This window comes from Ruania suaedae, assembly GCF_021049265.1.
GTDB classification, from domain to species: domain Bacteria; phylum Actinomycetota; class Actinomycetes; order Actinomycetales; family Beutenbergiaceae; genus Ruania; species Ruania suaedae.
Genome location: NZ_CP088018.1, coordinates 1,938,142 through 1,959,904, shown reverse-complemented (window position 1 = coordinate 1,959,904; position 21,763 = coordinate 1,938,142). Strand labels below are relative to the sequence as shown.

17 protein-coding genes and 1 other RNA gene are annotated in these 21,763 nt (G+C 70.5%); 8 read left to right on the top strand and 10 right to left on the bottom strand.

The window, feature by feature from the left end; all coding sequences use genetic code 11:
* Nucleotides 1–3: 3 nt before the first annotated feature.
* Nucleotides 4–792, bottom strand: a complete 789-nt coding sequence (locus tag LQF12_RS09060) for a YaaA family protein (RefSeq protein WP_231052616.1) — start codon at nucleotides 790–792, stop codon at nucleotides 4–6.
* Nucleotides 793–855: 63 nt separating this feature from the next.
* Here LQF12_RS09060 and rnpB point away from each other — a divergent pair.
* Nucleotides 856–1,223, top strand: an RNA gene (rnpB, locus tag LQF12_RS09055) — RNase P RNA component class A.
* A 37-nt stretch (nucleotides 1,224–1,260) separates the two neighbouring features.
* Here rnpB and ppgK read toward each other — a convergent pair.
* The gene (ppgK, locus tag LQF12_RS09050) at nucleotides 1,261–2,049 is read right to left on the bottom strand and encodes a polyphosphate--glucose phosphotransferase (RefSeq protein ID WP_231052615.1); all 789 of its coding nucleotides are present in this window, start codon (nucleotides 2,047–2,049) and stop codon (nucleotides 1,261–1,263) included.
* Nucleotides 2,050–2,167: 118 nt separating this feature from the next.
* Between ppgK and LQF12_RS09045 the strand changes: the two genes are divergently transcribed.
* The gene (locus LQF12_RS09045) at nucleotides 2,168–2,389 is read left to right on the top strand and encodes an SPOR domain-containing protein (protein ID WP_231052614.1); all 222 of its coding nucleotides are present in this window, start codon (nucleotides 2,168–2,170) and stop codon (nucleotides 2,387–2,389) included.
* A gap of 52 nt (nucleotides 2,390–2,441) precedes the next feature.
* Nucleotides 2,442–3,242 (top strand): N-acetylmuramoyl-L-alanine amidase family protein, encoded by an 801-nt coding sequence (locus LQF12_RS09040; RefSeq protein WP_231052613.1) that lies wholly within the window; start codon nucleotides 2,442–2,444, stop codon nucleotides 3,240–3,242.
* Nucleotides 3,243–3,310: 68 nt separating this feature from the next.
* On the opposite strand, the gene panB is transcribed toward LQF12_RS09040, so the two are convergent.
* A complete protein-coding gene (gene panB / locus LQF12_RS09035) occupies nucleotides 3,311–4,165 on the bottom strand; it encodes a 3-methyl-2-oxobutanoate hydroxymethyltransferase (RefSeq protein WP_231052612.1) in 855 nt (284 codons plus the stop codon).
* A 39-nt stretch (nucleotides 4,166–4,204) separates the two neighbouring features.
* Between panB and LQF12_RS09030 the strand changes: the two genes are divergently transcribed.
* The 3 genes from LQF12_RS09030 (at nucleotide 4,205) to LQF12_RS09020 (ending at nucleotide 10,796) form a co-directional block, all read left to right on the top strand.
* Nucleotides 4,205–6,310 carry an NAD(+) synthase gene (locus LQF12_RS09030; RefSeq protein ID WP_231052611.1) on the top strand — a complete coding sequence of 702 codons (2,106 nt, stop codon included), beginning with the start codon at nucleotides 4,205–4,207 and terminating at the stop codon, nucleotides 6,308–6,310.
* 63 nt (nucleotides 6,311–6,373) lie between these two features.
* Nucleotides 6,374–7,708, top strand: a complete 1,335-nt coding sequence (glnA, locus tag LQF12_RS09025; protein WP_231052610.1) for a type I glutamate--ammonia ligase — start codon at nucleotides 6,374–6,376, stop codon at nucleotides 7,706–7,708.
* Nucleotides 7,709–7,751: 43 nt separating this feature from the next.
* Nucleotides 7,752–10,796 carry a bifunctional [glutamine synthetase] adenylyltransferase/[glutamine synthetase]-adenylyl-L-tyrosine phosphorylase gene (locus LQF12_RS09020; RefSeq protein ID WP_231052609.1) on the top strand — a complete coding sequence of 1,015 codons (3,045 nt, stop codon included), beginning with the start codon at nucleotides 7,752–7,754 and terminating at the stop codon, nucleotides 10,794–10,796.
* Between the two features lie 22 nt (nucleotides 10,797–10,818).
* Here LQF12_RS09020 and LQF12_RS09015 read toward each other — a convergent pair whose 3' ends face one another.
* From LQF12_RS09015 to LQF12_RS09005, 3 genes are read right to left on the bottom strand one after another with little or no spacing between them, the layout of a single operon-like run.
* The gene (locus LQF12_RS09015; RefSeq protein WP_231052608.1) at nucleotides 10,819–11,229 is read right to left on the bottom strand and encodes a hypothetical protein; all 411 of its coding nucleotides are present in this window, start codon (nucleotides 11,227–11,229) and stop codon (nucleotides 10,819–10,821) included.
* Between the two features lie 57 nt (nucleotides 11,230–11,286).
* On the bottom strand, nucleotides 11,287–12,621 hold the full coding sequence (locus LQF12_RS09010) for an exo-beta-N-acetylmuramidase NamZ family protein (RefSeq protein WP_231052607.1): 1,335 nt from the start codon (nucleotides 12,619–12,621) through the stop codon (nucleotides 11,287–11,289).
* Between the two features lie 30 nt (nucleotides 12,622–12,651).
* Complete coding sequence (locus LQF12_RS09005; RefSeq protein WP_231052606.1) at nucleotides 12,652–14,355, bottom strand: glycoside hydrolase family 3 protein; 1,704 nt, start codon at nucleotides 14,353–14,355, stop codon at nucleotides 12,652–12,654.
* 340 nt (nucleotides 14,356–14,695) lie between these two features.
* On the opposite strand from LQF12_RS09005, the gene LQF12_RS09000 reads away from it, so the two are divergent.
* On the top strand, nucleotides 14,696–17,218 hold the full coding sequence (locus LQF12_RS09000) for a polysaccharide lyase family 8 super-sandwich domain-containing protein (RefSeq protein ID WP_231052605.1): 2,523 nt from the start codon (nucleotides 14,696–14,698) through the stop codon (nucleotides 17,216–17,218).
* A gap of 75 nt (nucleotides 17,219–17,293) precedes the next feature.
* On the opposite strand, the gene glnA (LQF12_RS08995) is transcribed toward LQF12_RS09000, so the two are convergent.
* A complete protein-coding gene (gene glnA, locus LQF12_RS08995) occupies nucleotides 17,294–18,718 on the bottom strand; it encodes a type I glutamate--ammonia ligase (RefSeq protein WP_231052604.1) in 1,425 nt (474 codons plus the stop codon).
* Between the two features lie 165 nt (nucleotides 18,719–18,883).
* On the opposite strand from glnA (LQF12_RS08995), the gene LQF12_RS08990 reads away from it, so the two are divergent.
* Nucleotides 18,884–19,237, top strand: coding sequence for an RDD family protein (locus LQF12_RS08990; protein WP_231052603.1), 354 nt, complete (start codon nucleotides 18,884–18,886; stop codon nucleotides 19,235–19,237).
* Nucleotides 19,238–19,246: 9 nt separating this feature from the next.
* Here the strand turns inward: LQF12_RS08990 and LQF12_RS08985 are convergent, their stop codons facing one another.
* The 3 genes from LQF12_RS08985 to lipB all read right to left on the bottom strand — a co-directional run bounded on the left by LQF12_RS08985 (nucleotide 19,247) and on the right by lipB (nucleotide 21,720).
* Complete coding sequence (locus LQF12_RS08985; RefSeq protein WP_231052602.1) at nucleotides 19,247–19,957, bottom strand: DUF4191 domain-containing protein; 711 nt, start codon at nucleotides 19,955–19,957, stop codon at nucleotides 19,247–19,249.
* Between the two features lie 66 nt (nucleotides 19,958–20,023).
* Nucleotides 20,024–21,025 carry a lipoyl synthase gene (gene lipA / locus LQF12_RS08980; RefSeq protein WP_231052601.1) on the bottom strand — a complete coding sequence of 334 codons (1,002 nt, stop codon included), beginning with the start codon at nucleotides 21,023–21,025 and terminating at the stop codon, nucleotides 20,024–20,026.
* 26 nt (nucleotides 21,026–21,051) lie between these two features.
* Entirely contained in the window at nucleotides 21,052–21,720 is a 669-nt protein-coding gene (gene lipB / locus LQF12_RS08975; protein ID WP_231052600.1) for a lipoyl(octanoyl) transferase LipB, read from the bottom strand.
* Nucleotides 21,721–21,763: the final 43 nt, after the last annotated feature.

Here is a 21,763-nt window from a genome sequence, read left to right as displayed (position 1 = left end):
AGGTCAGGACCGTGCGGGCGGCACCACCAGCTCCAAGGTGTCCGGCCCCGAGCCGCGCCCGGGAAGCACGGTGACCTCCTGCAGCACCGAGCCCACGAGCTCCTCGGCCGCGCGCCGCACACCGCGCACGGACCGTGGTGGCGCCGGGGCGCGGGTGAGCAGGTGGCGGGTGAGCACGCCCCGGGCGTGCTTGGCGTGGTGGGAGACCACGGTGCGCACCCCGTCCCGCTCGGCCACGACCCGCACGGCCAGCCAGTCCAGCTCTCGCGGCGGACGCCACGCCGGGACGTAGGGGCCGGAGCGGCAGTCGATGACGACGCCGGGGTCGTCATCGGTCAGGGCCGGCCCCAGCGCCTGCGACCAGTACGGGGCCAGTGCTCCGATGCCCGGCAGACCGGCCGTCATCGACAGCCGGTAGGCCGGGATCCGATCCGCGGGGGAGAGCACGCCCCACAGGGCCGAGACGATCCGGACGCAGGCGTTGGCACGCCGTCGGGCGGTGCCGCGCAGGCCGGCCATGCCGGCCGCCTCGTAGAGCACGCCGGTGTAGACCTGCGCGGCCGGTGCGGCGGGCGCGCCGGCCAGGTCCAGGTTGCGCCGCACCTCCTGCGCGAGCGAGTCGCCCACCCCCAGCCGCTGGTGGGCGTCGGGTGCGCGGCTGACCTCGGACAGCTCGCGCAGCGCCCGGATGCGGTGCGGGCGAAGGTCCGGTCGGGCGAGGGCCGTCAGGTCGACCGGGCGCCCGCGCGGGGGTGGCGTCTTGCCCTCGGAGGGCGGGAGCAGGATCAGCACCCCGGCAGCCTACGACGGCGGACGGCGCCTGCCGTCCGCGCGCACCGGTACCCTGGTGGTGGATGAGTCGGCCAGGCGGTCGCGTCGCGGGGAGACCCGTGCCGAGGAACGTCCGGGCTCCACAGGGCAGGGTGGTGGGTAACACCCACCCGGGGCGACCCGCGGGAAAGTGCCACAGAAATCAGACCGCCGTCCGGTCCGCCGGGCGGTGAGGGTGAAACGGTGGTGTAAGAGACCACCAGCGTGCCGGGTGACCGGCACGGCTCGGTAAACCCCACCCGGAGCAAGACCAGACAGGGAGCGTTCGAGGGCGGCCCGCCCGAGCTCCCGGGTAGGTCGCTGGAGGCGTGCGGCAACGTACGTCGTAGATGGATGGCCGCCACCGAGGCAAGTCCTCGGGACAGAACCCGGCGTACCGGCCGGCTCATCCCTCCGCCCCTCAGGGCCGAGGCGACCGGCGCGAACTGCTCAGTCGTTCTCGGCGGCCAGGGCGGCGGCGCCCACGATGCCCGCCTTGTTACGCAGCTTCGCCGGAATGATCGGCGTCGTGAGGTCCAGCAGCGGCAGGAACTCCTTGTGGTCCTTGGACACACCGCCGCCGACGACGAACAGGTCGGGGGAGAAGAGGAACTCCACGTGCGCGAAGTAGCGCTGCAGCCGTTCGGCCCACTCGGGATAGCTGAGCTCCTCGCGATCCTTGACCGAGGAGGCGGCGCGCTTCTCGGCGTCGTAGCCGTCCAGCTCGAGGTGTCCCAGCTCGAAGTTGGGCACGAGCACGCCGTCGTGGATCAGCGCGCTGCCGATGCCGGTGCCGAGCGTGAGCACCAGTACGCTGCCCTGCTGCCCCAGCGCCGCACCATAGGCGGCCTCGGCGTAGCCGGCGGCGTCGGCGTCGTTGACCACGAACGCGGAGTGCCCGGTCGCGTCCCGGGTGACGCCCGCGACGTCGGTCCCGATCCAGCGCTTGTCGACGTTCGCCGCCGTCTGGGCGACACCGTTCTTGATGACGCCGGGGAAGGTCACGCCGATGTGGGCGCCGGCGGGCAGCTCGAAGTGGGACACCACGGCCGAGAGGACCTCGGCGACCGCCTCCGGGCTCGATTCGATCGGCGTCGGGAGGCGGTACTTCTTCGTGAGCAGCTTGCCCGTGACGAGGTCGACGGGCGCTCCCTTGATGCCCGACCCCCCGACATCGATACCGAACCCGATGCGCTCGTCGGGAGTCTCGATCAGGGCGTCGTGAGAATCGTTGGTCATGGGGCGCTTTCGTCCGGAGCCTGCGGGCGTGCGGCCGCCGTTGCGACCACGGGGGAAGTGTAGAGCCGTGGCGGACCGCCGGCGTGGGAGACTCGCATCGTGGAAGGAGGGTGGCGACATGCCCGCACGACACGACGGCACCTCTGATGAGGGGTACTACTACAATCTGGAGACAGGTCAGGTCGAGCACGGCAAGGTGAGCGACTGGACCAGTCGGATCGGCCCGTACCCGAGCGAAGCCGAGGCGGCCCAGGCGCTGGAACGGGTACGTGCCCGCAACGAAGCCTGGGAAGAGGCGGAGCGCCGGTGGCGGGACGAGGACGATCCGGACGAGGACTGACGCACCACCGGCCCCTGATGGCATGATGGGCCCGACACGACGAGCGAAGGGAATGGCAGTGCGGTATGCGATAGCGCGCGTCGCCGGCTCCTGCGTGCTCGGACTGGCCGGCACGCTGGCCCTCGCGCCGGCTGCCGTGGCCGACGCCGGGTCGTCTCTGGGCAAGCCCCTGGGTGAAGGCCTCGGAGACCGCCCGCTGATCGGCATCCGGATCGGTATCGACCCCGGCCACAACGGTGGTGAGCCGGAGGACCCGAGCGAGTTGACCCACCGTGTGGCCGACGGCCGGGGCGGACGCAGCGCCTGCGACACCCCCGGGAACGGCACCACCTCCGGCTACGCCGAGCACGAGTTCACGCTCGAGGTCGGGATGCTCCTGGCAGCGGAGCTGCGCCGGCAGGGAGCGATCGTGGTGATGACACGCACCGAGGACGACGGCGTCGGCCCCTGCGTGGACCGCCGCGGCACCTTCGCCGAGGACCAGGACGTCGAGCTGTTGCTCTCCCTGCACGCGAACGCCTCGACCGACGCCGAGGACTCCGGGTTCCATGCGGTGGTGGCCGACCCGCCGCTGTCGCAGTCGCAGGCCGAGCCCAGCCACGATCTCGCGCAGACCATGGTGGAGGCGCTGGTGGACGGCGGGTTCGAGCCCAGCGACATCGGCACCGACGGGCTGCTGGAGCGCGATGACCTGGCCACGCTGAACTTCTCCCGCCGGCCCGCCGTGCAGCTCGAGCTCGGGGAGATGCGCAACGCCGAGGACGCCGCCCAGATGGAGAGCGAGGAGGGCCGGCACGCCTACGCCGACGCCCTCGCCCAGGGCGTCTCGGAGTGGATCGAGAACCGCGACTGACCCACCCCCGCAGCGGCGGAGGGGGCCGGCTTCGTGGCGTTCGCGCCCCGTTCGTGCCGGCGCTCTGCTCAGGCCTCGTAGGAGTGCTCGGGCGCCGGGAATGTGCCGGAGCGCACCTCGCCGGCGTAGTCCGAGGCCGCCTGCTGCAGGGCGGCACCCAGGCGCGCGAACTGCTTGGCGAACCGGGGTGACCAGTCACCCATCCCGGCCATGTCCAGCCACACGAGAACCTGACCATCGCACTGCGGGCCGGCGCCGATACCGATCGTCGGGATGTGCAGGATCTCGGAGACCCTGGCCGCGACCGGTGCGGGCACCATCTCGAGCACCACCGCCACCGCCCCGGCGTCCTGGAGGGCGACGGCGTCCTCGCACAGCCGCTCCGCGGCATCATCGCCTCGGCCCTGGACGCGCTTGCCGCCGAGCATGTTCTCCGACTGTGGCGTGAAGCCGATGTGCCCGACCACGGGGATGCCCGCATTGGTCAGCAGCCGCACGTGCTCGGCCACCCGCACCCCGCCCTCGAACTTGACCGCGTGCGCGCCCCCCTCCTTCAGCATCCGCACGGCATTGCCGAGCGCCTGCTGCGGGCCGGCCTCGTAGGAGCCGAACGGCAGGTCGGCCACCACCAGGGCACGGCGGGTCGCGCGGGTCACGGCCCGCACCGCCGGAACGAGCTCGTCGACCGTGACCGGGATGGTGCTCTCGAGGGCGAGCATGTTGTCCCCGATCGAATCGCCCACCAGGAGCATGTCGATCCCGGCGGCATCGAAGATCCGCGCCGTGGGCGCGTCATAGGCCGTCAGCATCGTCAGCCGCTCGCCGGCAGCCTTCGCCGCCGCCAGGTGGTGGACCCGCACGCGCCGGTCACCACCCACCTCGGGCAGCGCTGACGGACGGTCGGCTCCTGCGGGCTGTTCCATGCACTCAGCGTATCTGCCGGATGCTGACAGACTGGAGCCATGAGTGCTGGTACCCGCGCCCCGTCGTTCGGTTCCTCCTACGGTCACGGCTTCGCCCGCGTAGCCACGTGCACCATCGACGTCACCCTGGCCGACCCCGCCCGCAACGCCCAGGCGGTGCTGGAGCAGGCGCGTGCCTGTCACGAGGACGGTGTGGCCGTGGCGGTCTTCCCCGAGCTCTGCCTCACCGGCTACAGCATCGAGGACCTGTTCCTGGCCGATCCGGTGCTGCTGGCCACCGACGAGGCGCTCGGCGAGCTGGTCACGGCCAGCGCCTCGCTGACCCCGGTGCTGGTGGTGGGCGCGCCGTTGCGTCACCGCAGCCGCCTCTACAACGCCGCCGTGGTGATCCACCGGGGCCGCGTGCTCGGGGTGGCGCCGAAATCGCTGCTGCCGACCTACCGCGAGTTCTACGAGCGCCGGCACTTCGCGCCCGGCGACGACCAGCGCGGGCAGGAGTGCACCATCGACGGGCACCGCGTGCCGTTCGGCCCGGACCTGCTCTTCGAGGCCGAGGACCAGCCCGGCCTGGTCCTGCACGTGGAGGTCTGCGAGGACGTCTGGGTGCCGGTCCCACCGAGCGCGGAGGCCGCCCTGGCGGGCGCCACCGTGATCGCGAACCTCTCCGGCAGCCCGGTCACGGTGGGCCGTGCCGCCGATCGTCACCTGATGTGCCGGTCGGCGTCCGCGCGATACCTGTCCGCCTATGTCTACGCCGCGGCCGGTCGCGGGGAGTCCAGCAACGACCTCGCCTGGGACGGTCAGACCATGATCTACGAGGCCGGGACGCTGCTGGCCCGCTCGCCCCGGTTCAGTGAGGTCCCCGAGCGTGCCGTGGCGGATGTGGACCTGGACCTGCTGCGCCAGGAGCGGATCCGGCAAGGGACCTTCGACGACAACCGCCGCACGCATGCGTCCCGGACCGACGCCTTCCGCAGCGTCCGGTTCCGGTTGAACCCGCCCGAGGGCGACATCGGCCTCCGCCGCGCGGTCGACCGGTTCCCGTTCGTTCCCGACGACGCTGAACGGCTCGCCCAGGACTGCTACGAGGCCTTCAACATCCAGGTCGCCGCCCTGGAGCAGCGGATGCGCGCGATCGGCAGCCCGAAACTCGTGATCGGGGTCTCCGGCGGCCTGGACTCCACGCACGCCCTGCTGGTGGCCGCCCAGGCGATGGACCGTCTGGGCCGCCCCCGCACCGACATCCTCGGGTACACCCTCCCCGGGTTCGCGACCGGTGAGCACACCCGCTCCAACGCCTGGAGGCTCGGGGAGGCGCTGGGCGTGTCGTTCGCCGAGATCGACATCCGGCCAGCCGCCCAGGAAATGCTCGCGAAGATCGGTCACCCCTTCGCCGGGGGTGAGCCGGTCTACGACGTCACCTTCGAGAACGTACAGGCGGGGCTGCGCACCGACTATCTGTTCCGCCTCGCGAACGCCGAGGGCGGGATCGTGGTCGGCACCGGCGACCTGTCGGAGATGGCGCTGGGCTGGTGCACCTACGGCGTGGGTGACCAGATGTCGCACTACGCCGTCAACGTCGGGGTGCCCAAGACCCTCATCCAGCACCTGATCCGCTGGGTGATCTCCTCCGAGGAGTTCAGTGCGGACACCAGCGAGGTGCTGCGCTCGGTGCTCGACACCCGCATCACGCCGGAGCTGGTGCCCAGCGGCGAGGACGGCGAGGTGCAGAGCACCGAGGACGCCATCGGCCCGTACGCCCTGCATGACTTCAGCCTGTTCTACGTGCTGCGGTACGGCTTCACCCCCAGCAAGATCGCCTTCCTCGCCCACCACGCCTGGTCGGATCCCGAGCGCGGGGCCTGGCCACCGGGATTCCCGGCCGAGGACCGCTACGGGTACGACCTGGCGACGATCCGAGGGTGGCTCGAGGTCTTCGTGCGCCGCTTCTTCGGCTTCAGTCAGTTCAAGCGCAGCGCGCTGCCCAACGGTCCCAAGGTGATGGCCGGGGGAGCGCTCTCGCCGCGGGGGGAGTGGCGCGCCCCGTCCGACGGCAACGCCGCCGCCTGGCTGGCCGACCTCGAGCGTGTCCCGACGGCGGACGCCGGACCTGACGGCCCGGGCGGCCCGGCGAACCTGACATGATGGGGCCACCCGGGAGCGATGGCGCCCGGGCGGTCCGAAGGCCAGACGATCGGGAGCAGTCGCATGGACAAGCAGCAGGAGTACGTCCTCCGGGCGATCGAGGAGCGGGACGTCCGGTTCATCCGGCTCTGGTTCACCGACGTCCTGGGTGTGCTCAAGTCGGTCGCGATCGCGCCGGCCGAGCTCGAAGGGGCCTTCATCGAGGGCATCGGGTTCGACGGATCCTCCATCGAAGGACTCTCCCGCGTCTCCGAGTCCGATCTCATCCTGCGCCCGGATCCCAGCACGTTCCAGATCCTGCCGTGGCGAGGTGGCAAGCACGGCACGGCGCGGATGTTCTGCGACATCCTCACTCCCGATGGTGAATCCTCGCCGGCCGACCCGCGCAACGTGCTCAAGCGCTCCCTGGAGGTGGCCGCCGATTCTGGCTTCACCTTCTACACCCACCCGGAGATCGAGTTCTACCTGTTCAAGGCGCTCGAGAGCGAGACCGATCCGCTGATCCCGATCGACAACGCCGGCTACTTCGACCACGTCGCGCGCGGCCAGGGGCACGACTTCCGGCGCGCTGCGATCACGCTGCTGGAGTCGATGGGGATCTCGGTGGAGTTCTCCCACCACGAGACCGGGCCCGGGCAGAACGAGATCGACCTGCGCTACGCCGACGCGCTGAGCACGGCCGACAACATCATGACGTTCCGCTCGGTGGTCAAGGAGGTCTCGATCGAGCAGGGCTTCACCGCCTCGTTCATGCCCAAGCCACTCGCCGGCCAGCCCGGCTCGGGCATGCACACGCACCTGTCCCTGTTCGAGGGGGACACGAACGCCTTCTACGAGCCCGGCGGCGAGTACCAGCTCTCCGCCACCGGCCGCGCCTTCATCGCCGGCCTGCTGCACCACGCACCCGAGATCACGGCCGTGACGAACCAGTTCGTCAACTCCTACAAGCGCTTGTGGGGCGGGCAGGAGGCGCCGAGCTACCGGTGCTGGGGGCACAACAACCGTTCCGCGCTGGTGCGGGTGCCGATGTACAAGCCCAACAAGGGTCAGTCGGCGCGGGTGGAGTACCGCGGGCTGGACACCGGGGCCAACCCCTACCTGGCCTTCGCCGTCATGCTCCGCGCGGGCCTGAAGGGCGTGCAGGAGAACTACCAGATGCCCGAGGAGGCCGAGGACAACGTCTGGGAGCTCTCCGACAACGAACGCCGAGCCCTCGGCATCGAGCCGTTGCCGGGTAGCCTCAACGAGGCCGTGGCCGTGATGGAGCGCTCCGAGCTGGTGGCCGAGACGCTCGGGGAACAGGTCTTCACCCACTTCCTGGCCAACAAGCGCCAGGAGTGGACCGACTACCGGGCGCAGGTGACCCCGTACGAGCTGGCACGGGTCGGCCTGATCTGAGCCGGACGCCATCAGCCCACCTGCGATCCGAAGGGCGGTCGAGATGAGCCGGGCGGTGTCACTCACCGGGATGCTGGCGCGCGCCGGATTCGACGACGCCGAGCGCGACGCCGATCTGCTGTGCTCCTCGTTCCTCGCCGCGGTCTACGACGACGCCGACGCCGCGGGCAGGACGGCGCTGGTCAGCGCCCTCGGCCGCGCCGCCGACCCCGACCGCGCGTTGCTTGCGCTCGTGCGCCTGGGGGAGGCCGATGGCGTCGACGGGGCCAGGCTCGCCGAGATCTTCGCCACGGACGGGCCCGAGCGCGAGCGCGTGATCGCCGTACTCGGAGCCTCCCAGGCCCTCGGCGACTGGCTGATCTCCCACCCCACGGACGTCGAGATCGTCGCCTCGGCCCGCGTCGACGGGATCGGCGTCGGCGCCACGGCACCGGCCGTGCGGGCCCGGATGCTCGCTGCGGTGGGAGCGGACCCGCAGGCTGAGGCGCCCGTGGCCTCGGGGACCGCCGCCACCGGGGTCCTCGACGAGATGCGGCGGGCCTACCGGCGCATCCTGCTGGCCATCGCCACCGAGGACCTCACCAGCACCGACCCGCAGACCGTGCTCCCGGCCGTCTCCGCCACCCTCGCCCACCTCGCCTCCGCCTCGCTCGAGGCGGCCCTGGCGCTGGCGCGGGCCGAGATCGGGGACCGCGCCGGGCAGGTGCGGCTCGCCGTGCTGGGCATGGGTAAGACCGGCGGGCAGGAGCTGAACTACATCTCCGACGTCGACGTCATCTACGTGGCCGAACCTGCCGACGGCGTGGAGGAGGGGGAGGCGCTGCGGACCGGAGCCAAGCTCGCCGGGACGATGGCGCGGATGTGCTCGATGCCCGCGCACGAGCCGCCGCTGTGGGAGGTCGATGCCGCCCTGCGGCCGGAGGGCAAGAACGGTCCGCTCGTGCGCACCCTGGACTCCCACGTCAGCTATTACGAGCGGTGGGCCAAGACCTGGGAGTTCCAGGCCCTGCTCAAGGCCCGGCACGTGGCCGGCGACGCGGAGCTGAGCAGCGCCTACCTGGAGGCGACCCGCCCCATGGTGTGGGACGCCGTCGGCCGGGAGAACTTCGTCGAGGACGCCCAGGCCATGCGGCGGCGCGTGGAGGCGCACGTGCCGGTCGCCGAGACCGAGCGGCAGATCAAGCTCGGTCGCGGTGGGCTGCGGGACGTGGAGTTCACCGTGCAGCTGCTGCAGCTGGTGCACGGCCGGGTGGACGAGACGATCCGGTCCGCGAACACCCTCGAGGCGCTGTCTGCGCTCTCCGCGGCCGGGTACGTGGGCCGCGACCACGCCGCCGAGCTCGCCGGCTGCTACCGGTTCCTGCGCGTGCTCGAGCACCGGGTCCAGCTCGCGCGGCTGCGCCGCACCCACCTGATGCCCACCGGCGCCGACGATCTGCGCCGCCTGGCCCGCGCCGCGCGGGTCCCGGTCGAGGGCGGCGACGGGATCGAGAGCAGGTGGCGGGCGACGCGGCGTCAGGTCCGGCGCCTGCACGAGGAGTTGTTCTACCGCCCGCTGCTGCCCGCCACCGCACGACTGTCGGCCGACGACGCCTCCCTCGACGCGCCCGCCGCGGGCGCGCGACTGCGGGCGATCGGCTACCGCGACCCCGAGGGCGCCACCCGCCACATCAAGGCCCTCACCGAAGGCGTCTCCCGGCGTGCCTCGATCCAGCGCCAGCTGTTGCCGGTGATGCTGGGCTGGTTCGGCGAGGGCAGCGACCCCGACGGCGCCCTGCTCGCCTTCCGCAAGCTCTCCGACACGCTGGGCAGTACCTACTGGTACCTGAAGCTGCTGCGCGACTCCGGCGCCGCGGCCGACCGGCTCGCGCACCTGCTCTCGGCGTCCGGCTATGTGGCGGAGAACCTGGCCCGGCTCACCGACGCGATCGCCTGGCTCGACGACGACGCCGACCTCGCCCCACGCTCGCCGGAGGTCCTGGCCGGGCACATGGACGCCATGCTGGTGCGCCGGCATGAGGCGAAGGCCGCGGCCTCGGCGATCCGGTTCCTGCGCCGCCGGGAGCTGACCCGGGGAGCGATCCGGGACGTGCTCGAGACCGTGCCGGTCAGCACCTGCCGCGAGGTGATCTCGCCCGCGGCTGACATGGCACTGCACGGAGCGCTACGGGTGGCCACCTACGAGGCCAACACCAAGCGCGGGCTGGACCGGGCGCCGTCGGCGTTCCTGGTGGTGGCGATGGGCCGACTCGGTGGCGAGGAGATCGGATACGCCAGTGACGCGGACGTGATGTTCGTCCACGAGCCGGTGGCCGGGGCAGATCCGCAGGTGGCGAACGAGTGGGCGGCGGAGGTCGCCGGATCGATCACCTCGCTGCTCGGCACCATGAGCAGCGAGCCGCAGCTCCAGGTCGACGCCGCGCTGCGGCCGGAGGGCAAGCAGGGCCCGATGGTGCGCACCCTGGACTCCTACGCGAAGTACTACCAGCGCTGGGCGCTGGGATGGGAGCGGCAGGCGCTGTTGCGCGCCCGGGTGGCGTGCGGGGATGACGAGCTCGCCGCGCGATTTGCCGACCTCATCGCGCCCCACCGTTACCCGCAGGAGGGGATCGAGACCACCGAGCTGCGCGAGCTGCGGCGCATCAAGGCGCGGGTGGAGTCCGAGCGGCTGCCCCGGGGCGTGCCGGCCACGCACCATCTCAAGCTCGGCCGTGGCGGCCTCTCGGACGTGGAGTGGACCGCGCAGCTGCTGCAGCTCCAGCACGCCGGCCGGTACGAGGCGCTCCGCGTGACGGGGACCCGTGAGGCGCTGCTGGCCGCCCGGGACGAGGGACTGCTCTCCGGATCCGACGCCGATCGGCTGATCGAGGCGTGGGAGCTAGCCACCCGGCTGCGCAATGCCATCGTCCTGGCCACCGGCCGCGTGCGAGGCCAGCGGGTGGATGTGCTCCCCGAGGAGCGGCAGTCGCTGTCAGCCGTCTCCCGGCTGCTCGGCTACGAACCGGGGCACGCGGTGGACCTCGAGGAGGACTGGCTGCGCGCGGCCCGGCGGGCGCGCGCCGTCATGGAACGCGTCTTCTACGGCTGAGCCTGCCCGACGGGCTCGGTGGTCAGCTGGTGGGCGTCGTCGACCTGACCTCGTCGGTGCCCGCCGGAAGGTAGGCGACCCGGTGTTGTGTGCCGGCCGCAAACCTCGGCTGGTCCCGCAGCAGCGAGAGATACTTCTGCTCCCAGCCGAGGAAGCCCCGCCCGTCGGCGGTGTGGACCTGATAGGTGATCCGGTACAAGCGCCGTTCACCCACCATCCGGTACCGGAACTTCTGCTCGATCACGACGGCGTGGGCGAGCGGTGCGCCGACGAAAGATGGGTCGGGCCGATTGCGCCGGCGGCGCAGGACGATGACGCTGCCGACGATGGCCCCAACGACGACCACCACCCACAGCAGGTTGGTAAGGACCAGGACCACCGGCGAGGCCGCCATCGTCACCGTTAGGGTCACCAGGTCCGCTGCGTCGGTCACGGCGGCCATGCTAGCGGGGAGCCCGGGCACTGGGCGCGCGGACTCCCCACCTCATGGTCAGTGGTTGCGGCCCCTGCCCGGATGATCGTCGGTGTACAGCCGGTAGGGCTCGGCGGTGGCCGCGAAGGCGGCCAACTCCTCGTCCCATCCGTCGACGATCTCATCAGGGTCCACCCCGGCCTCCACCTGGGCGCGGAGGTCCTTGGTCCCCGAGAGAAGGTCGATCCAGCAGCTGTCCTGCGCGGTGCGGCACTCACCGCCCTCACGCCAGTCCACCTCCTCGATGTGGGCGAACAGAGCATCCAGAACGTGGATGCCCACCCGCAGAGGTTCATAGGTGGCCATGTCCGTGATGTGGATCTCCAGACCGCCGGAGAACTCCCCGGCGTGCTTGCTCGAGGACGGGGTGGCGGACGCGGGTCGGAACGTCACGCCCTCCAGACCACGCGAGTTGAGGTCCTCGGCCAACTCCCACGACTCGGTCTCGTCGATGAAGGGCGCGCCGAACCAGAGGAACGGCTTGGTCGTGCCGCGGCCTTCCGAGACGTTGATCGACTCGATCAGGCCGGTACCTGGGTAGACCAGAGCCGTCTCGCGCGTCGGGATGTTGGGCGAGGGGAGGACCCACGGCAGGTCCCAGTCGGCCACGATCTCGTCCGGCTGGTATCCGGACATCTCCACCACGCGGAGATCAGCCGGGGCCTCGAGCAGCTCGCCGTTGAAGTACTGGGCGAGCTCTCCCACCGTCATCCCGTGCTGGAGCGGGATCTCGCGCAGTCCGACGAAGGAACTGAGCTCGGGATACTCCAGCACCGGGCCGTCCATACGGCCGCCGAGTGGGTTGGGCCGGTCCAGGACCACGAACTGCAAGTCATTCTCCGCGGCGGCCTCCATGGCGTAGTACATCGTCCAGATGTAGGTGTAGAAACGGGCACCGATGTCCTGGATGTCGAAGACCAGCACGTCGACGTCGGCGAGCATCTCCGGCGAGGGCTTCCGCGTGGGGCCGTAGAGGGAGTACACCGGGAGACCGGTGCGCTCGTCGACGTAGCTCTCCACGTAAGCGCCGGCCGGCACACCGCCGCGCACTCCGTGCTCCGGGCCGTACAGGGCCGTGACCTCATACCCGCCGGAGGCCTCGCCGGCGATGAGGGCGTCGACAGTGTGCGTGAGGTCCGAGGTGACACCCGTCGGATTGGTGATGATGCCGACCCGTTGGTCCTCCAGCTCGCTGAGGTCGTCGAGAAGGACCTCCACCCCGAGCTCGAGCGGCCGGTCGAGGCCGGGCGGCGTCTCGGGTCGCCCGCCCGGTGTCATGGGCGCGAGCGATCCCGCCGCGCCGATGGCCAGCGCTGCGCCTACCGCGAGTCCTCGCCAGGTACGTCTGCTCATCACATCTCCTCTCCGCTGAGGTCGGCGGAATCAGTGTCCACGTCCGGCGTGGTCGGGTGGGCCGGCGTGGTCGGGTGGGCCGGCGTGGTCGGGTGGGCCGGGGTAGTGACGCCCATAGCCCAGCGGCAGGAGCGTCTCGGTGCCGTCCGCCGTCGGTACGTCCACCGGGAGCTCACCGGAAGGATTGATGTCACCGGCGATTGCGCGCACCACTGCCGCATAGTTGACGAGATTGTAGCCGTAGCTGTTCAGTACCGCGTCGGCTTCGTCGAAGGCATTGATGTCGTAGGGGTTACGCGCGGCGACGACGATCACCGGTGTGCCCGTGACGCCGAGCTCGGCCACCATCTGCTGCTGTGCGCTGTTGGCGCCGGCGTTGTAGGAGGTGAAGACGACGGCGTCCGCCCCGGCAGCCGCTTCGACGGCCCGCGCCCGGTAGGCCGCCGAGGGCGAGTTGCCGTTCTCGTACTCCTCGATCACGTCGAATCCTCGATCGGCCAGCATCGGCCCCAGCCGTTCCGGCCAGGCGGACCCGGCTCCGACCACCAGAACGGTATCCGAGTCGGCATCGAGCGGCAGGGCACGGTCCTCGTTGCGTAGCAGCGTGATCGACCGGCCCGCGATCGTCGCTGCGGTGACCAGATGCTCGGCGCTGCCGACCACCGAGTCCACCGCACCGGGGTCGGCGTGGGGATCGTCGAGAACGCCGCGCTCGGCCTTCCACTCCAGGATCCGGGTGACCGACTCGTCCAGCCGCTCCTCGGAGATGACACCGTCGGCGACGGCCTGCTCCACCGCACCGATCGAGGCATCGACGTCGGGCGAGTTCAGCAGGATGTCCGAGCCGGCCTGGATCGCCAGCACCGCCATCTCCTCCTGGGACCAGTGATCGGTCATGGCCCCCATGTCGAGGGCGTCCGTGGTGATGATCCCCTCGAAGCCCATGTCCTCGCGCAGCAGCCCGGTGAGCACCTCCGGCGAGAGGGTTCCCGGCAGGTCGGGGTCGATCGCCTCGACGATGATGTGCGCCGTCATGATCATGTCGACCCCGGCGTCGATCGCCGCCTCGAACGGCTCCAGGTGGTCGTCGAGCGTCGCGCGGTCGTAGCTGACGACGGGCAGCCCGAGGTGGGAGTCGGTCTCGGTGTCACCGTGGCCGGGGAAGTGTTTGGCCGTGGCGCCGATGTACTGCTGGATGCCCTCGATCTGCGCGACGCCGAGCCTGCTCACGGCGTCGGGGTCCTCTCCCATCGACCTGATCCCGATCACCGGGTTGTCCGGGTTGGAGTTGATGTCGATGACCGGGGCGAAGTCGACGTTGATGCCCATGGCGTGCATCTCCGAACCCAGGATCTCGCCCTGGGCCCGGGCCAGGTCGGTGTCGAAGGTGGCCCCCAGTGCCATGTTCCCCGGTAGCTCGGTTGCCGGCGGCCCGATCCGGGCGACGAGCCCGCCCTCCTGGTCGATCGTCACCGCGAGCGGGACGCCGGGGCCGTCCTCTCCCAGCGCCGCGTCCTGCAGTCCGTTGGAGAGGGCAGTGACCTGGGAGGGGCTGCTCGTGTTCCCCGACCAGGAGAAGTAGAGCACGCCACCGAGGTCGTACTTCTCGACCACCTGCGCCGGCGTATCCACGCCGTACCGGGCCTGGTTGCTGGCGGCCATCGAGCTGTCGTCGGCCGACGAGCCGTAGACGTGGGTCCACGTCATCTGGCCGATCTTCTGCCGTACTGTCATGGCCTCGACCATCGCAGTGACGTCGTGAGCCGTGGGCTCCGGTGGCGGTGGGTCCGCGTCCGCATGTGCGGGTGCGATACCGCTGAGCAGCAGACCTGCTCCGAGTGCGGCTGCGCCCGTGCACCACTGACAGGCACGCTAGGTGTGAGGTAGGTCACTGTCAAGGTCTACCGTGTCGATCGGCTGCGGCTGAGAATGATTTTCGTCGGCGCAAGAGCGTGCAGCGTGATGGAGCGGGTCGTCCACGGCAGAGTCGTCAAGCCTTGGGCGGGGCGGCCCGACCTGGTTGAATGAACAGAGGCTTCACCCGCCGCACCGGACTACCCAGGGAACCGCAACGATGCAGCTCACCCGCCGCCAGGTACTCGCCATGATCCCCGCCGCAGGAGCGCTGGGGGTGGGCGCACCGCTGGCCGCGCACGCCGAGGCACCGGCCGACCACGCCCGGCTGCTGACCAACGCCGTGGCGATGCTGGCGGGAACCACCGCCACCAATGCGCGCCCGGAGGTGGCTGCGAAGGTGGCAGCCATCGAGTCCACCGCCCGCAGCCGACTGGCGGCGCTGTCCGCCGCCGGGCCGGATGAGCTCTTCGAGGGTGTGCCCCTCGGCTCCGACGACACCACGCTGCGCCGTACCACCACCTTCCTGTACGAGATCGCTCTGGCCACCCGCGCACCCGGCTCGGAGCTCTACGGCGACCTCGCCGTGCAGCGGCAGGTGATCGACGGCCTCGCGTGGCTGCACGAGCACCACCTCGCCGACCATGACGCCGGTTACTACGGGAACTGGTTCACCTGGGAGATCGGGTTCCCGACCGATGTCACCCGCGCGCTCGTGCTGCTCGCCGAGGAGGTCGACGCCCACCGGCCCGGGCTCGTGGGCACCTATGTCGCCACCATGGATGCCTATCTGCGCGCCGGCGTCGACGGTGACGTCGACCTCGACTCCCGGTTCCACACCGGTGCGAACCTGGCCGACATCACCACGAACCGGATCCTGCAGGGCGCGCTGACCGGGGACGACGCCCGGATCGCGAAGGCCATCACGGACCAGGCGACGGTCTTCGCCACCATCGACCCCTACGACCTCCGGCACGGTGTCACCGACGGCTACTACGCGGACGGGTCGTTCATCCAGCACCACTCCGTGGCCTACACCGGCTCCTACGGCAAGGGCCTGCTCACCCGCGTGGTGCAGACGGTCAAGATCCTCGACGGCGCTTCCCGCTCCAGCAGCGCCGACCTGGTCCAGGTCGTCACCGGCTGGGTGCGCCACGGGTTCGCTCCCGTGATCTACGAAGGCTGGATGATGGAGGCGGTCAAGGGACGAGCCGTCTCCCGGACCACCACCGGGTACACGGACGTGCGCATCGTCGCCGAGGCCATCGTCGACCTGAGCGCCTACGCGCCGGCCGAGGACGCCCGCGCCCTGGCGGCCTACGTCAAGCACCTGGACGAGAGCTCGCCGGAGACGCTCGACTCGAGCGGGTTCGCCTCCCCGGTCAGCATCGCCCGGTTCGCGGACATCGTCGGCGACACATCCATCGCGGCCGCGGACCTGAACCCCGACGAGCACTCGGTCGGCTTCGACGCGATGGACCGCACCGTGCATCGTCGTCCGGGTTACGCCTTCGCACTGGCGCGCAGCTCCGAGCGCATCAGCAAGTACGAGTACATGAACGGCGAGAACCTCCTGCCCTGGTTCCAGGGTGATGGGGCCTACCAGCTCTACCTCAGCGGCATGGACCAGCGTGAGTGCTACGGCGTGGATCACTACACGACCGTGGCGCCGGACAGGCTCGCCGGCGTGACCGCACCCGTGGAGCAACGCCAGAGCATCCCCGAGCTCTACGGTGAGCGCTGGTACGAGAACCCCGACCACCCGCTCGGCTTCACCTCCTCCTCCGAGTCGCAGAACACCTACGTCTACTTCCCGCAGGCGACGAACCCGCACTCCGGCGGGGCCACGCTCGGCGGGCTGGGGATCGCGGGCATGGTGATCTCCGACGACGTCCCGTACGTGGACAAGCAGGCCGGGATCCTCCCGGAGGACTTCGTGGTGTATGAGAACGTCCGGGCCACCAAGTCCTGGTTCATGCTCGACGAGGAGATCGTCGTGCTCGCGGCCGGCATCGAGGGACGTTCCCGCCGGGACGCGGTCACCACCCTCGACTCCCGGATCGCCGCGCCGGAGGACGAGGTCGAGATCAGCGGGGCGCACCGCGACGGGAGCCCCTGGTCCGGTACCGGCAGCGCACCCCTGGCATGGGTGCGCTACCTGAACGCCACCCAGGGCTCCGCCGTCGGGTACGTCCTGCTCGACGAGCAGGACGTGGACCTCACCCTGGACTCGGTCACGCGGAGCCGGCGAGCCATCCGGCTCACGAACCCCAACACGCGGGTGACCAAGCAGGTCTTCGGCCTCAGCGTGGACCATCCCGCCGCCGCCCGCCCGGCGGCGATCGCCTATGCGCTGGTCCCGCACGCGGACGAGCGCACCTTGACCTCCTACCCGGGGCCGCTGTCCGTCCTGCGGAACACCCCGCGAATCCAGGCCATCAAGCACACGGGACTCGACCTCGTGGCCGCGAACGTGTTCGTGGCCGGCAACCAGCAGGCCGAACGGCTCTCCGTCGAGGGCCCGGCCTCGGTGATCATGCGGCGTCACGCAGGGGCGGTCGAGCTGGCGCTCTCCGACCCGACGATGGCGCGCGAGAGCGTGTCCGTGATCGTGCGCGGCCGCCCGCTCGGCCTCGATATCGCTGACGACGGCGTCACGGTCAGCCGGGTACCGGGCGGGACCAGGGTGAGCGCTCGGACCCATCAGGCCTACGGCGCCACCTTCACCGCGCGACTGTCCTGACACAGCGAGCCCCCGGATCCGTCGAGGGATCCGGGGGCTCGCTGCGCTCACTCCTCAGAGGGTGCTGGTGACGACTCAGAGGTCGTAGTACAGCTCGAACTCGTGCGGGTGCGGACGCAACCGGATCGCGTCCACCTCGTTCGTGCGCTTGTAGTCGATCCAGGTCTCGATGAGGTCCGGCGTGAACACGTCGCCCTCGGTGAGGTAGTCATGGTCGGCCTCCAGCGCGTCGAGGACGCCCGGCAGGGAGTCCGGCACCTGGGCGATCTGCGCGTGCTCCTCCGGCGGCAGCTCGTACAGGTCCTTGTCGACCGGCTCCGGCGGCTCGATGCGGTTCTTGATGCCGTCGAGTCCGGCCATCAGCATGGCGGAGAACGCCAGGTACGGGTTCGACGAGGGGTCCGGCACGCGGAACTCGACGCGCTTGGCCTTCGGCGAGTTGCCCGTGACCGGGATGCGGATGCAGGCGGAGCGGTTGCGCGCCGAGTAGACCAGGTTCACGGGAGCCTCGAACCCGGGCACCAGCCGGTGGAAGGAGTTCAGCGAGGGGTTGGTGAACGCGAGCAGGGACGGGGCGTGCGCGAGCAGACCACCGATGTACCACCGGGCAATGTCCGAGAGGCCACCGTAGCCGCGCTCGTCGTAGAAGAGCGGCTCGCCGTTCTTCCACAGGGACTGGTGGGAGTGCATGCCCGAGCCGTTGTCACCGAACAGCGGCTTCGGCATGAAGGTGGCGGACTTGCCGGCCTCCCAGGCCACGTTCTTGACGATGTACTTGAACTTCATCAGATCGTCGGCGGCCGAGCGCAACGTGTTGAAGCGGTAGTTGATCTCCTGCTGGCCCGCGGTCCCGACCTCGTGGTGGGCGCGCTCGACCTCCAGGCCGTTCTGCTGCATGACGGTGACCATGCTGTCGCGCAGGTCGGCCATCTGGTCGTTCGGCGCCACGGGGAAGTAGCCGCCCTTGTAGCGGGTCTTGTACCCCTGGTTGCCGTTCTCCTCGGAGCGGCCGGTGTTCCAGGCGGCCTCGTTGGAGTCGATGTAGTAGAACGACGAGTGCTGCGTCGTCTGGAAGCGCACGTCGTCGAAGATGTAGAACTCGGCCTCCGCGCCGAAGTAGACCGTGTCCGCGATCCCGGTCGAGGCGAGGTAGGCCTCGGCCTTGGCGGCGATGTTGCGCGGGTCGCGGGAGTAGGCCTCGTCCGTGAACGGGTCGACGATCGAGAAGTTCACCACGAGCGTCTTCTGCTTGCGGAACGGGTCGATGAAGGCGCTGGTGACATCCGGCACGAGCTTCATGTCGGACTCGTGGATGGCCTGGAATCCGCGGATCGACGAGCCGTCGAACATCAAGCCGTCCTTGAAGGCGTCCTCGTTGAACGCCTCGACCGGGATGTTGAAGTGCTGCATCACCCCCGGCAGGTCGCAGAAGCGCACGTCGACGAACTTGACGTCCTGCTCCTTGGTATAGGCGATGGCTTCCTCGGCACTACTGAACATCCATTGCTCCTTGATGGTGGGACACACGTATCCTCGACGCCATCACGGTAGGGGTCGGTCGTTTCTCCACCGTGACCGCAATGTGTCGGCCATGTTAAACGGTGGCCCTCCTGCGCCGCGGGCACGTCCTGCATCTGGACCGGCCCGGCCACGTACGCTGAGGCGGTGACCACCCATGACCAGCGCCACGAGACGTTCTGGGGGCGCAGGGTCGCCGCCCTGGCCATCGACTGGCTGATCGCCTCGGCGATCAGCGCAGGATTCTTCGACTACCACCCGCTGGCGACCGTCGCGGTGTTCGCCGCCATGACGTTCCTGCTCGTCGGCAGCCTCGGGTCCTCGATCGGGCACCGGTTGCTGGGTCTGGGCGTGCGCGGGCCCGGGGGCGGGCTGCCCGGACCGTTGCGGGGGCTGGTCCGCACGCTCCTGCTCTGCCTGGTGATCCCGGCCGTCGTGACCGGCCCCGACGGACGCGGAGTTCACGACCGGGCGGCCGGCACCACTATCCGGCGGCTGTGACCGCGGGCGTCAGCGTCCGCGCATGCCCTTGCGGTCGGGCCGGGCGCGGCGTGGGTCGACGCCCTTGGGGATCGGCAGGGTGTTGGAGCGCAGCGCCCGCAGCCGCTTGGAGACCTCGGCGACCTCGTTGCGGGTGAGCGTGGCCTTCTGCCGCCGCACCTTGTTCGCGATCTTCGTCAGCGGGATCTGGCCCTCGTCGTTGCCGCACTGCAGCAGGATGATCGGCACGTTCGGGATCACGCGTGCGACGCGCTTGCGCTCACCCTCGAGCAGCTTGGGGACACGATGCGCCGGGCCCTCCCCGATGAGCACCACGCCGGGACGACCGACGGCGCGGAAGACCATGTCCTGCGTCCGGGGATCGACGGCGACCGGCTCCTCCTGGACGTTCCAGCCGCGCCGGATCGTGCCCAGCGCAGCCGAGACGGCGCCGGGCTCGCCCTCGATGCGCGCATAGGCCACGGTCTCGGCACGTCGTGCCAGCAGGAACATCGCAGCCAGCAGGCCGAACGGCACGGAGAGCAGGGAGAAGTAGAGCACCTGATCGAAGAGCAGACCGATGAGCACACCGATCGCCACCACACCGACCAGCACCAGCGCCAGCCAGAGCACGATCGAGGGCTGAGCCCGCCGGACCATCTGGAAGACTTCCCAGATCTGGTGGTACCAGCGGCGCTTCTTGGGCTTCGGCGTGGCCGAGTCTGAGGTGTTCTTCGCCATGATGGCCCACAGCCTACCGGCCGGGGGACGCTGCAGTGTCCCCCGGCCGGTCGTCGCCGGCCGCGCTCAGCGGCCGAGCAGGGTGGCCGCCTCCTGACGGGCGCTGCCGGGCTCGGTCAGGTGGGCCAGAGAGTCGGGGACCGTCTCGCCCCGGCGCGTCTTGGCCTGTGCCCACAGCCGCCCCGCCCGGTAGGACGATCGCACCAGCGGTCCGGCCATGACGCCGGCGAAACCGATGCGCTCGGCCTCCTCCGACAGCGCGACGAACTCCTCGGGCCGGACCCACCGGTCGACGGGATGGTGACGAGGGCTCGGTCGCAGGTACTGGGTGATCGTCACGAGGTCGCAGCCCGCGTCATGGAGGTCCTGCAGTGCCTCGGCCGCCTCGTCGACCGTCTCACCCATGCCGAGGATGAGGTTCGACTTGGTCACCAGGCCGTCGGCACGCGCCGAGGTCAGCACACTCAGTGAGCGGTCGTAGCGGAACCCCGGGCGGATCCGCTTGAAGATGCGTGGCACCGTCTCGAGGTTGTGCGCGAGGACCTCCGGGCGGGAGGAGAACACCTCGGCGAGCTGCTGCGGGTCGGCGTTGAAGTCCGGGATGAGGAGCTCGACGCCGGTGCCCGGGTTCACCTGGTGGATCTGGCGCACGGTCTCGGCGTAGAGCCAGGCTCCGCCGTCCTCGAGGTCGTCCCGCGCCACACCCGTGACGGTCGAGTACCGCAGACCCATCGCCTGCACCGAGGACGCGACCCGGCGGGGCTCGTCGGCATCGAAAGCGGCGGGCTTGCCGGTGTCGATCTGGCAGAAGTCGCATCGGCGGGTGCACTGGTCCCCTCCGATGAGGAAGGTGGCCTCCCGGTCCTCCCAGCACTCGAAGATGTTGGGACAGCCGGCCTCCTGGCAGACGGTGTTCAGGCCCTCCCGCCGCACCAGCGACTGCAGCTCGTTGTACTCCGGGCCCATCGTGGCCCGGGTCTTGATCCAGGACGGCTTCTTCTCGATCGGTACGGCGGCGTTGCGTGCTTCCACGCGCAACATCCGTCGTCCTTCCGGGGCGAGTGCCACCGGCGCTCCCTTCGTCGCGTGTGCTGTCAGCCTATGGGGTGGGGCAGGCGCGGCTGGGACCGCAGCGGCGCGAGCCGGTCGCGCAGATGGAGTTCGAGTACGTCCGCGCACGCCGACACACTCACGTGCGCACCGGTGAGCTCGGAGATCGAGGTCACGCCGGCATCGCTGATCCCGCACGGCACGATGGCGGAGAAGGACCCCAGGTCCGGACAGGCGTTGAGCGCCACCCCGTGCATCGTCACCCCCTTCGCCACGCGGACCCCGACGGCGGCCAGCTTCCGATCCTGTTCGCCCCGGGCGCCCGGTAGCCAGACCCCGGACCGGCCCTCCACGCGGGTCGCGCGGATCCCCCACTGCTGCTCCAGCGCATCGATGACCGCCTGCTCGAGGGCGCGGACGTAGGCGATGACGTCCACCGGCTCGCGCAGCCGGACGATCGGGTAGACGACGAGCTGACCCGGCCCGTGCCAGGTGATCCGGCCACCACGATCGACGTCGACGACCTCGAGATCACCGCCCGGACGATCCCAGGAGGCGGTGCGGCGACCGGCCGTGTAGACGGACTCGTGCTCGACCAGCACCAGCTCCTCGCCCTGGCCCGCGACGACGCCTGCGTGCACCCGACGCTGGTGGGCCCATGCCTCGCGGTACGGGACGAGACGCGTTCCCAGATCCCACCGGTAGGTGCGCATGCCGACCACTCTAGGCCGACCGCCGCGCCCACGCTCGCGCCGC